Origin of the sequence: Aeromonas encheleia (genome assembly GCF_900637545.1) — a bacterium.
Lineage (GTDB): Bacteria > Pseudomonadota > Gammaproteobacteria > Enterobacterales > Aeromonadaceae > Aeromonas > Aeromonas encheleia.
In genome coordinates, this window is the sequence record NZ_LR134376.1 from 261,657 (window position 1) to 272,500 (window position 10,844).

Genomic DNA, 10,844 nt, shown 5'->3' on the forward strand with positions numbered 1-10,844 from the left:
CGAGGTTAGACTCCTGACAGGGGAAACACGTGAAAGACTTACTCAAGTTTTTGAAGGCTCAGACCAAGACCGAAGAGTTTGACAGTATCAAGATCGGTCTGGCCTCTCCTGACATGATCCGCTCCTGGTCATTCGGTGAGGTCAAAAAGCCTGAGACCATCAACTACCGGACTTTCAAGCCGGAACGTGATGGTCTGTTCTGTGCCCGTATCTTCGGACCGGTGAAGGACTACGAGTGTCTGTGCGGCAAGTACAAGCGCCTGAAACACCGTGGTGTGATCTGCGAGAAGTGCGGCGTAGAAGTGACCCAGACCAAGGTCCGTCGCGAGCGTATGGGCCACATCGAGCTGGCCAGCCCGACTGCCCACATCTGGTTCCTGAAGTCCCTGCCGTCCCGTATCGGTCTGCTGCTGGACATGACCCTGCGTGACATCGAGCGCGTGCTGTATTTCGAATCCTATGTGGTGATCGAACCCGGCATGACCAACCTCGAGCGCAGCCAGATGCTGTCCGAAGAGAACTATCTGGACGCACTGGAAGAGTGGGGCGACGAATTTGACGCCAAGATGGGTGCCGAAGCAATACTTGCATTGCTGCGTGCCATCGATCTGGAAGGTGAAGTCAAGACCATGCGCGAGGAGCTGGATCAGACCAACTCCGAGACCAAGCGCAAGAAGACCACCAAGCGTCTGAAGCTGATGGAAGCTTTCCTGCAGTCCGGCAACAAGCCGGAGTGGATGATCATGACAGTGCTGCCTGTGCTGCCGCCGGACCTGCGTCCGCTGGTACCGCTGGACGGCGGCCGTTTCGCAACGTCAGATCTGAACGATCTGTATCGTCGCGTGATCAACCGTAACAACCGCCTGAAGCGTCTGCTGGACCTGGCCGCCCCGGACATCATCGTGCGCAACGAAAAGCGCATGCTGCAAGAGTCCGTGGATGCCCTGCTGGACAACGGCCGTCGTGGTCGTGCCATCACTGGTTCCAACAAGCGCCCGCTGAAATCCTTGGCCGACATGATCAAGGGTAAGCAAGGTCGTTTCCGTCAAAACCTGCTGGGTAAGCGCGTCGACTATTCCGGTCGTTCCGTTATCACCGTAGGTCCGACCCTGCGTCTGCATCAGTGCGGTCTGCCGAAGAAGATGGCGCTGGAGCTGTTCAAGCCCTTCATCTACGGCAAGCTGGAATCCCGCGGTCTGGCGACCACTATCAAGGCCGCCAAGAAGATGGTGGAGCGCGAAGAAGCCGTCGTTTGGGACATCCTGGACGAAGTGATCCGCGAACACCCGGTCCTGCTGAACCGTGCACCGACCCTGCACCGTCTGGGTATCCAGGCGTTCGAACCGACCCTGATCGAAGGCAAGGCCATCCAGCTGCACCCGCTCGTCTGTGCCGCCTATAACGCGGACTTCGATGGTGACCAGATGGCGGTCCACGTACCGCTGACCCTGGAAGCCCAGCTGGAAGCGCGTGCCCTGATGATGTCTACCAACAACATCCTGTCGCCTGCCTCCGGTGAGCCGATCATCGTTCCTTCCCAGGACGTGGTCTTGGGTCTGTACTACATGACCCGTGCCCGTATCAACGCCAAGGGCGAAGGTATGGTGCTGGCCGGCCCGAAAGAAGCCGAGAAGGTCTATCGCGCCGGTCTGGCCGATCTGCATGCTCGCGTCAAAGTGCGTATCACCGAATACCTGCGTCAAGCAGATGATTCGCTGGTAGAGCGTACCGAGCTGAAGAACACCACCGTTGGTCGTGCGATCCTGAGCCTGATCCTGCCGAAAGGCATGGAATACGCGCTGATCGACGAGCCGAAGGTGCTGACTGCGGCAGAGCAGGCCGATCTGGATGCCAATCCGCAGAACTGGATCAAGAGCGTCTCCAACAAGGCGTTGGGCAAGAAGCTCATCTCCCGTCTGCTGAACACCTGTTATCGCAAGCAGGGCCTGAAGGACACCGTCATCTTCGCTGACCAGCTGATGTATACCGGTTTCCACTATGCGGCCCTGTCTGGTGCCTCTGTTGGTATCGATGACATGGTCATCCCGGATGCCAAGAAAGACATCGTTGCCGCTGCCGAAGCCGAAGTTGCCGAGATCCAGGACCAGTTCCTGTCCGGTCTGGTGACCGCGGGCGAACGCTATAACAAGGTTATCGATATCTGGGCCAGCGCGAACGATCGCGTCTCCAAGGCCATGATGGATAACCTGTCCAAGGAGCGTAACGTCAACTCCCTGGGTGAAGAAGAAGAGCAGGCCTCGTTCAACAGCATCTTCATGATGGCCGACTCTGGTGCGCGGGGCTCCGCCGCCCAGATCCGTCAGCTGGCCGGTATGCGTGGCCTGATGGCCAAGCCGGATGGCTCCATCATCGAAACGCCGATCGTGGCGAACTTCCGTGAAGGTCTGAACGTACTGCAGTACTTCATCTCCACTCACGGTGCTCGTAAAGGTCTGGCGGATACCGCACTGAAGACGGCGAACTCCGGTTACCTGACTCGTCGTCTGGTCGACGTGGCTCAGGACATGGTGGTCACCGAGGACGATTGCGGCACTACCGAAGGTCTGTGGATGACTCCGCTGATCGAAGGTGGCGACGTGGTCGAGCCGCTGCGTGAGCGCGTGCTGGGTCGTGTGGTCGCGGAAGACGTGATCAAGCCGGGTACTGAAAGCGAGATCCTGGTCGCGCGCAATACCCTGCTCGACGAGTATCTGTGTGATCTGCTGGAACGTAACTCCGTCGACCGCGTGAAGGTACGTTCTGCCATCACCTGTGAGACCGACTTCGGTAACTGTGCTCACTGCTACGGCCGTGATCTGGCCCGTGGTCACCTGGTGAACAAGGGTGAGGCTGTCGGTGTTATCGCCGCCCAGTCCATCGGTGAGCCGGGTACCCAGCTGACGATGCGTACCTTCCACATCGGTGGTGCCGCATCCCGAGCCGCTGCCGAGAGCAGCATCCAGGTCAAGAACACCGGTAGCATCAAGCTGCAGAACGCCAAGTTTGTTACCAACAGTGCTGACAAGCTGGTAATCACCTCCCGTTCTACCGAACTGACCATCATGGACGAGATGGGCCGTACCAAGGAAAGCCACAAGCTGCCTTACGGTTCCGTCCTGGAAGTGAAAGATGGCCAGGCCGTGAGTGCCGGTGACACCGTCGCCAACTGGGATCCGCACACCCACCCGATCATCACTGAAGTAGCAGGTCGCCTGGACTTCGAACACATGATCGATGGCGTGACCATCACTCGTCAGACCGACGAGTTGACCGGTCTCTCCTCCATCGTCGTGCTGGATGTCAACGAACGTCCGAGCGCCGGTAAAGAGATGCGTCCGACCGTGAAACTGGTCGACCAGAATGGCAAGGATGTCATGATCCCGGGTACCGATGTTGCCGCCCAGTACTTCCTGCCGGGCAAGGCGATCGTGAACCTGGAAGATGGTGCCAACGTGGGTGTGGGTGACGCGGTTGCGCGTATCCCGCAAGAGTCCAGCGGTACCAAGGACATCACCGGTGGTCTGCCGCGCGTTGCGGATCTGTTCGAAGCACGCCAACCGAAGGAACCGGCTATCCTGGCCGAGATCTCCGGTACCATCTCCTTCGGGAAAGAGACCAAGGGCAAGCGCCGTCTGGTCATCACCCCGACCGACGGTGGCGACATCTACGAAGAGATGATTCCGAAGTGGCGTCACCTAAACGTGTTCGAAGGTGAAAAAGTTGAGAAGGGTGAAGTGCTGGCGGACGGTCCTGAGTCTGCTCACGACATCCTGCGTCTGCGCGGTATCAGCCCGGTCGCCAACTATATCGCCAACGAAGTGCAGGACGTTTACCGTCTGCAAGGCGTTAAGATCAACGACAAGCACATCGAAGTCATCGTCCGTCAGATGCTGCGCAAGTGCGAGATCCTGAGCGCTGGCGACACCGACCTGATCGAAGGTGAGCAGGTTGAAGTGGCTCGTGTGAAGATTGCCAACCGTAAGCTGGTTGCCGAGGGTAAGACTCCGGCCACCTTCCGTCATATCCTGATGGGTATTACCAAGGCATCTCTGAGCACCGAGTCCTTCATCTCCGCGGCTTCCTTCCAGGAAACCACTCGTGTTCTGACCGAAGCGGCCGTTGGCGGCAAGCGTGACGAACTGCGTGGCCTGAAAGAGAACGTGATCGTGGGTCGTCTGATCCCGGCTGGTACCGGCTTTGCCTACCACCATGCCCGGATCAACCAGCGTGCCGCCGCAGCCCGTGCTGTCGGTGTACCGCAGGTGACTGCCGATGAGGCTCAGCAAAACCTGGCGGATCTGCTCAACGCAGCCGGCAGCTTTGACGAAGAGTAATCTTCAGCCGTTGTGATTAAAGAGGGCCCCTTCGCGGGGCCCTTTTTTATGCCTGTCGCGCGCCACGGCCTTGCACGGTGCTGGGGCAGGGGATGATCCAGTGCAAGGTTATAGAGCAAAAAATCAAAAAAAGTTGACATTGATCCCCCGCAATTGAAAACTCGGGAAAGTTGAATGGTTATTACAGGGGTAGAACATGGCTGCAGGTATCGAGGAAGTACTGCTTCCCGAAGAACGACTGAGCGGTCGCGCTTTTACAGACGAAGACAGGGAATTGTTGCGTTCATATGAGGGCCTCATCGAAGGCTTGGCCGATCTGTTCGGCAAGCACTGCGAGGTGGTGCTTCACTCCCTGGAAAATCTGCATGAGTCAGTGATCAAGATAGCAAACGGCTTTAACACGGGACGTACCCTGGGGGCGCCGATCACCGATCTGGCCCTGCGTATGCTCAAGGACATCGAGAGCACCGGCCAGGATCACACCCAGAGTTACTTCGCGCGCAGCCGGACCGGTGCGCTGATGAAGTCGAGTACCATCGCCATCCGCAACAGCGACAAGCAGGTGGTCGGACTGATCTGCATCAACCTGCACATCAATGCGCCCTTCCACGAGTTCGTGGCCGAGTTTTTCCCGACCCCGCAGCAAGCGGAGCGCCAATCGCCGGAAACCTTTGCCAATAGCGTGGAGGAGTTGGTCGCCCAGACGGTGGACAACACCATCGACGAGATCAATCGCGATCCGACCGTGGCCAACAATGCCAAGAATCGTTTTATCGTGACCCAGCTGTTCGAGAAGGGCATATTTGATATCAAGGACTCGATCAACCTGGTCGCCGACAAGTTGAATATTTCCAAACATACCGTTTATCTGTACATCCGACAGCGCAAGCAGGGTGAAGAAGAGAACGAATAAGCGCCATAGAAGGGGATAGTGAGAATGGCTAAAGAAGTGATTGCAACCGACAAGGCTCCTGCCGCAATTGGCCCGTACGTCCAGGCTACCAAGCTGGGTGATTTGGTCTTCACCTCTGGGCAGATCCCGCTCGATCCCGCCACCATGGACATAGTCGCCGGTGGCATCGAAGCGCAGGCCGAGCAGGTGATGAAGAACCTGGTTGCAGTATTGAAGGCAGCCGGCGCCGATACCGGCAAGGTGCTTAAAACAACCTGCTTCCTCAGCGACATGAATAACTTCGTGGCCTTCAATCAGGTGTATGCCCGCTACTTCGGCGACGCCGCACCGGCGCGCTCCTGTGTGGAAGTGGCTCGCCTGCCCAAGGACGTCCTGGTCGAAGTCGAAGCCATCGCCTACGTCTGAGCCACTGTCATTGGAAGAGCCCCTCCCAGGAGGGGCTTTTTCGTCTTTGAGGTAGAATGGATGCATATTTGCGCAGGAGTCCGGACATGAGTCTGAATTTTGCCCTGCTGGTCACTGGGCCCGCCTATGGCACCCAGACGGCCAGCACCGCCTATCGCTTCGCCCTGAGCCTCATCGAGCAGGGCCATCGCCTGTCTCACCTGTTCTTCTATCAGGACGGGGTCTATAACGGCAGCAGCTTGCATGCCCCCGCGTCCGATGAGACCGACCTGGTGACGCTGTGGCGCGAGCTGGCCCTGGCACAGGGCATCGGCATCGATGTGTGTGTCGCCGCCGCCATGCGGCGTGGTGTGCTCGACGAGACCGAGGCGAAGGGGGTCGGCAAGACCCAGTTCAACCTGCAGGCGCCATTTCGCCTGAGTGGATTGGGGCAGCTGGCCGAGGCCAGCCTGACTGCCGATCGCTTCGTCCAGTTCTAGGGGGATGAGATGAGCAAGATTGCCTTTATCTGCCGGCGTGGTCCCCATGGCACGGCGAGCGGTCGGGAAGGGTTGGATGCCCTGCTGGCTACCTCGGCATTGACCGAGTCTTTGGCCCTGTTCCTGCTGGGGGACGGCGTGTTGCAGCTGGTCAAGGAACAGTCGCCACAGGCGATATTGCAGCGCCACTATGCTCCGACCTTCAAGATGCTGGAACTGTACGACATCGAGGAGGTCTATGTCTGTGCGGCTTCGCTGGCCGAGCGTGGCCTGACCGCGGCGGATCTGCTGATCCCCGTGACGGCGCTGTCCCCCGCGGAGATCCGCCACCAGTGGGGCCGTTGCACCACCCACATCAGCTTCTGAGGTGCCCATGATTCAGCTGGTATTGAATTCTCCCTTCCTGAACCAGGACCTCGAACAGGCACTGCGCTATCGCCAGGCAGAGGATCCGCTGGTGTTGATGCAGGATGCCGTGGTGGCTGTCGTCGCGCCGGAGTGGTGTGAACGCTTGGCCGGGATCCCGCTCTATGTGATGGGGGAAGACCTGCGGGCGAGGGGATTGCCGTGCAGGATCGGGATGGAACTCGACATGCCCGGCCTGATCAGCCTGATCGCCGAGCAGGGATCACCCCAGACCTGGGCCAGCTAGTTTTAATTTTTGCTTGATAGCTCAGGTGGTTACCACATTAGTTGCGGGATGTCATTTGCCCTTTTGGCGCACGAATTGTATAAATCTTGACTCCCCAGACAACAGGGCATAAAATTTCGCGTCCCCGTATCTGCGGGGAGGATTTTTCACACGTTTATGAAGTCATTATCAGGAGCCTTTTGATGGCAACTATTAACCAGTTGGTTCGCAAGCCACGCATCAAGCTCGTTGTGAAAAGCAACGTGCCGGCGCTGGAAGCGTGCCCTCAGAAGCGTGGCGTATGCACCCGTGTATATACCACCACCCCCAAGAAGCCTAACTCTGCACTGCGTAAAGTCTGCCGTGTACGTCTGACCAACGGCTTCGAAGTCACCTCCTATATCGGCGGTGAAGGTCACAACCTGCAGGAACACTCCGTTGTTCTGATCCGTGGCGGTCGTGTCAAGGATTTGCCAGGTGTTCGTTATCACACCGTTCGTGGTGCGTTGGACTGTGCCGGTGTTAAAGACCGTAAGCAGGCTCGCTCCAAGTATGGCGTGAAGCGTCCTAAAGCTTAATGGTTCTCCGTTAAGTAAGGCCAAACGTTAATTCGTTTCTAGTTAGATAACTTTCTAGTTTTGGGTAATCCCTGAAGTTACGGAGAATTTGAAATGCCAAGACGTCGTGTTGTTGGTCAGCGTAAAATCCTGCCGGATCCTAAGTTCGGATCAGAGCTGCTGGCTAAATTTGTCAACGTAGTAATGGTTGACGGTAAGAAATCTGTTGCAGAAGCCATCGTTTATGGCGCCCTGGACATCATTGCCACCAAATCTGGCAAAGAGCACCTGGCCCTGTTCGAAGTCGCTCTGGACAACATCCGTCCGTCCGTCGAGGTTAAATCTCGTCGTGTCGGTGGTGCAACTTATCAGGTACCGGTAGAAGTTCGTCCGGTCCGTCGCAATGCCCTGGCAATGCGCTGGTTGGTTGACGCCGCTCGTAAACGTGGTGAAAAATCAATGGCTCAGCGTTTGGCTGGCGAGCTGCTGGATGCCGCTGACAATAAGGGTTCGTCTGTCAAGAAACGTGAAGACGTTCACCGTATGGCTGAAGCGAACAAGGCCTTCGCTCACTTCCGCTGGTAATCCGCTTGCGCAGGGTCTTTTGGCTCTGCGCACCTTCAGTTATCTAGGGGCACGCTCCTAGTAAGAGGATGACAATGGCTCGTACAACCCCCATTGAGCGTTATCGTAACATCGGTATCTCCGCTCACATCGACGCCGGTAAGACTACCACTACCGAGCGCGTTCTGTTTTATACCGGTGTAAGTCACAAGATCGGTGAAGTTCACGATGGCGCTGCCACCATGGACTGGATGGAACAGGAACAAGAGCGTGGTATTACCATCACCTCCGCCGCGACCACCGCGTTCTGGTCCGGTATGGGCAAACAGTTCCAACCGCACCGTATCAACATCATCGATACCCCCGGCCACGTTGACTTTACTATCGAAGTAGAGCGTTCAATGCGTGTTCTGGACGGTGCCGTGATGGTGTACTGTGCCGTAGGTGGCGTACAGCCACAGTCTGAGACCGTATGGCGTCAGGCTAACAAGTACAAGGTTCCCCGTATCGCGTTCGTCAACAAGATGGACCGTACTGGTGCCAACTATCTGCGCTGCGTTGAGCACATCAAGACCCGTCTGAAAGGTAACCCGGTTCCGCTGCAACTGAACATCGGTTCAGAAGAGAACTTCAAGGGCGTTATCGATCTGGTCAAGATGAAAGCCATCAACTGGAGCGAAGCAGATCAGGGCGTATCCTTCGATTACGAAGAGATCCCGGCTGAGCTGCTGGAACAAGCGCAAGAAATGCGCATGACCCTGGTCGAAGCCGCTGCTGAAGCGTCTGAAGATCTGATGGAAAAATACCTGGGTGGTGAAGAACTGACCGAGGAAGAGATCAAGAAAGCTCTTCGTCTGCGCGTTCTGAACAACGAAATCATCCTGGTTACCTGTGGCTCCGCGTTCAAGAACAAGGGCGTACAGGCCATGCTGGATGCCGTGGTTGACTATCTGCCGGCACCGACCGACGTAGCGGCCATCGACGGTCTGAAGCTGGACGGCGTCACCAAAGACGAGCGTCATGCTTCTGATGAAGAGCCGTTCTCTGCTCTGGCATTCAAGATTGCTACCGACCCGTTCGTAGGCAACCTGACCTTCTTCCGCGTGTACTCCGGTGTAGTTAACTCCGGTGACTCCGTGCTGAACTCTGTCAAAGAGAAGCGCGAGCGTTTTGGCCGTATCGTTCAGATGCACGCCAACAAGCGTGAAGAGATCAAAGAAGTTCGCGCAGGCGATATCGCTGCCGCCATCGGTCTGAAAGACGTGACCACTGGTGACACCCTGTGTGACGAAAAATCACCGATCATCCTCGAGCGTATGGAATTCCCGGAGCCGGTAATCTCCATCGCGGTTGAGCCGAAAACCAAGGCTGACCAAGAGAAGATGGGTCTGGCACTCGGCCGTCTGGCGCAGGAAGATCCGTCTTTCCGCGTATGGACTGACGAAGAATCTGGTCAAACCATCATCGCCGGTATGGGTGAGCTGCACCTGGACATCATCGTTGACCGTATGCGTCGCGAGTTCAAGGTTGAAGCGAACGTAGGTAAGCCACAGGTTGCCTACCGTGAAACCATTCGTGAAACCGTCAAGGACATCGAAGGTAAGCACGCCAAGCAGTCTGGTGGTCGTGGTCAGTATGGTCACGTCATCATCGACATGTACCCGCTGGAAGCCGGCAAAGCCTATGAGTTCGTTAACGACATCAAAGGCGGCGTGATCCCTGGCGAATACATCCCGGGCGTTGACAAGGGTATCCGTGAGCAGCTGAAATCCGGCCCGCTGGCAGGTTATCCGGTAATGGATCTGGGTGTGCGTCTGCACTACGGTTCTTACCACGATGTCGACTCCTCCGAATTGGCGTTCAAGATCGCTGCCTCCCTGGCCTTCAAGGCTGGTTACATGAAGGCAAGCCCGGTCCTGCTCGAGCCGATCATGAAGGTTGAAGTCGAGACCCCGGAAGATTACATGGGCGACGTTATCGGTGACCTGAACCGTCGTCGTGGCCTGATCGAAGGTATGGAAGACGGCCCGTCCGGCAAGATCGTACGTGCCCTGGTGCCGCTGGCCGAGATGTTCGGTTATGCGACCGCTCTGCGTTCCGCTACCCAAGGTCGTGCTTCCTACGCAATGGAATTCGCTAAGTACTCCGACGCCCCGAACAACGTGGCCCAGGCAGTCATCGAAGAGCGCAAATCCAAGTAATTTATGATTCCCCGCCTACGACGGTAGGCGGGTTTAACCTAGAAGGACTACGTCGTGTCTAAAGAAAAATTTGAGCGTAACAAACCGCACGTAAACGTCGGCACCATCGGCCACGTTGACCACGGTAAAACCACCCTGACCGCCGCCATCACCAACGTGCTGGCCAAGCACTTCGGTGGTAAAGCTTTCGCCTTCGACCAGATCGACAAGGCGCCGGAAGAGCGTGAGCGTGGTATCACCATCAACACCTCCCACGTAGAATACGACACCGCTGCCCGTCACTACGCCCACGTAGATTGCCCGGGTCACGCCGACTACGTTAAAAACATGATCACCGGTGCTGCCCAGATGGACGGCGCGATCCTGGTAGTAGCTGCGACTGACGGCCCGATGCCGCAGACTCGTGAGCACATCCTGCTGGGTCGCCAGGTTGGTATCCCGTACATGATCGTGTTCATGAACAAGTGCGACATGGTCGACGACGAAGAGCTGCTTGAGCTGGTCGAGATGGAAGTTCGCGAACTGCTGACCGAGTACGATTTCCCGGGTGATGACCTGCCGGTAGTCCGTGGTTCCGCGCTGAAAGCGCTGGAAGGCGACGCTGCTTGGGAAGAGAAGATCATCGAGCTGGCTAACCACCTGGATACCTATATCCCGGAGCCGGAGCGTGCAATCGACCTGCCGTTCCTGATGCCTATCGAAGACGTCTTCTCCATCGCTGGCCGTGGTACCGTAGTAACCGGTCGTGTTGAGCGCGGTA

General features: G+C 57.1%; 10 protein-coding genes (1 of these 10 only partly in view). All 10 read left to right on the plus strand.

Annotated features, from left to right (window positions below; translation table 11 throughout):
- The first annotated feature begins 29 nt into the window (after positions 1-29).
- On the plus strand, positions 30-4,334 hold the full coding sequence (gene rpoC / locus EL255_RS01215; protein WP_042654547.1) for a DNA-directed RNA polymerase subunit beta': 4,305 nt from the start codon (positions 30-32) through the stop codon (positions 4,332-4,334).
- Between the two features lie 196 nt (positions 4,335-4,530).
- A complete protein-coding gene (locus EL255_RS01220; RefSeq protein ID WP_042654548.1) occupies positions 4,531-5,247 on the plus strand; it encodes a helix-turn-helix transcriptional regulator in 717 nt (238 codons plus the stop codon).
- Between the two features lie 24 nt (positions 5,248-5,271).
- Entirely contained in the window at positions 5,272-5,652 is a 381-nt protein-coding gene (locus EL255_RS01225; protein ID WP_042654549.1) for a RidA family protein, read from the plus strand.
- An 86-nt stretch (positions 5,653-5,738) separates the two neighbouring features.
- Complete coding sequence (gene tusD / locus EL255_RS01230; RefSeq protein WP_042654550.1) at positions 5,739-6,131, plus strand: sulfurtransferase complex subunit TusD; 393 nt, start codon at positions 5,739-5,741, stop codon at positions 6,129-6,131.
- Positions 6,132-6,140: 9 nt separating this feature from the next.
- Complete coding sequence (gene tusC, locus EL255_RS01235; RefSeq protein WP_042654551.1) at positions 6,141-6,497, plus strand: sulfurtransferase complex subunit TusC; 357 nt, start codon at positions 6,141-6,143, stop codon at positions 6,495-6,497.
- A 7-nt stretch (positions 6,498-6,504) separates the two neighbouring features.
- On the plus strand, positions 6,505-6,783 hold the full coding sequence (gene tusB, locus EL255_RS01240) for a sulfurtransferase complex subunit TusB (RefSeq protein ID WP_042654552.1): 279 nt from the start codon (positions 6,505-6,507) through the stop codon (positions 6,781-6,783).
- Between the two features lie 182 nt (positions 6,784-6,965).
- The gene (gene rpsL / locus EL255_RS01245) at positions 6,966-7,340 is read left to right on the plus strand and encodes a 30S ribosomal protein S12 (protein WP_005306278.1); all 375 of its coding nucleotides are present in this window, start codon (positions 6,966-6,968) and stop codon (positions 7,338-7,340) included.
- 93 nt (positions 7,341-7,433) lie between these two features.
- Positions 7,434-7,904, plus strand: coding sequence for a 30S ribosomal protein S7 (rpsG, locus tag EL255_RS01250; RefSeq protein WP_033129801.1), 471 nt, complete (start codon positions 7,434-7,436; stop codon positions 7,902-7,904).
- A 74-nt stretch (positions 7,905-7,978) separates the two neighbouring features.
- A complete protein-coding gene (gene fusA / locus EL255_RS01255) occupies positions 7,979-10,084 on the plus strand; it encodes an elongation factor G (protein WP_042654553.1) in 2,106 nt (701 codons plus the stop codon).
- A gap of 54 nt (positions 10,085-10,138) precedes the next feature.
- Positions 10,139-10,844 carry the 5' portion of an elongation factor Tu gene (gene tuf / locus EL255_RS01260; RefSeq protein WP_126623228.1) on the plus strand. It continues 479 nt past the right edge of the window, so the window shows 706 of its 1,185 coding nt (coding positions 1-706); the start codon lies at positions 10,139-10,141; the stop codon falls past the right edge of the window.